Source organism: Pseudoflavonifractor sp. An184, assembly GCF_002160305.1.
Taxonomy (GTDB): domain Bacteria; phylum Bacillota; class Clostridia; order Oscillospirales; family Oscillospiraceae; genus Lawsonibacter; species Lawsonibacter pullicola.
Window position 1 is genome coordinate 1 of record NZ_NFKI01000140.1, and the last position, 1031, is coordinate 1031.

At 58.3% G+C, this 1031-nt stretch carries 1 protein-coding gene and 1 pseudogene; both read left to right on the plus strand.

From position 1 onward, the window contains the following. A pseudogene (locus B5F19_RS16820) lies at nt 1-224 on the plus strand (replication protein); the annotation flags it as partial. Next, nucleotides 221-1031 (plus strand): ATP-binding protein (locus tag B5F19_RS16825; RefSeq protein ID WP_087292916.1); only part of this gene is annotated, 811 nt, incomplete at its 3' end. The pseudogene B5F19_RS16820 and the gene B5F19_RS16825, both read left to right, overlap by 4 nt.

Consider the following 1031-nt stretch of genomic DNA (forward strand, 5'->3'; position numbering starts at 1 on the left):
AAAATGTCTTTCTTTCGCAATCAGAACTGGACGGGCTGAAAGCAGACCTGCCCGACAAATGGAACTACTACATTGACCGGCTATCCTGCCATATCGCGTCCAGCGGCAAACGATACCGCAGCCATGCCGCCACAATCTACAAATGGGCGCAGGAGGACGCAGCCAAGAAAGCCCCGAAAAAGGGCATACCAGACTACTCATGCAAGGAGGGCGAGAGTTTATGAAGAACGAAATCAACGCTGTTTTGGAGAATATGACGACTGCCACCCCGGAGCCGGAGGACTACACCGGCGAGGACGGTTTACTGTACTGCGGCAAGTGCCGCAAGCCGAAAGAAGCCTATTTTGCGCCGGATAAGGCCGCTGTCTTTGGCCGCGACCGCCACCCGGCAGAGTGCGACTGCCAGAGAGCCGCCCGCGAGGAACGGGAGACCGCCGAGAAGCGGCGCAGGCACCTTGACACCGTGGAGGAACTGAAACGCCGGGGCTTTACCGACCCCACCATGCGGGGCTGGACTTTTGAGAACGACAACGGCAGGAACCCGCAGGCCGGGATTGCCCGCCGGTATGTGGAGCATTGGGAGGATATGAGAGCCGACAATATCGGCTGCCTGTTCTGGGGCGGCGTGGGAACCGGGAAAAGCTACCTTGCGGGCTGTATCGCAAACGCCCTCATGGAGAAAGAAATCCCCGTCCACATGACGAACTTTGCCCTTATCCTCAATGACCTTTCCGCCAACTTCGAGGGCAGGAACGAATACATTTCCCGCCTTTGCCGCTATCCGCTGCTTATCCTTGACGACTTCGGTATGGAGCGCGGGACGGAATACGGGCTGGAACAGGTTTTCAATGTGATTGACAGCCGTTACCGCAGCGGCAAGCCGCTGATCGTCACGACCAACCTCACGCTGGACGACCTGCACAACCCGGAGGACACCGCCCATTCCCGGATTTATGACCGCCTGCTTTCCATGTGCGTCCCGGTACGCTTTACCGGCGACAACTTCCGGCAGGAAACCGCGCAGCGGAAAA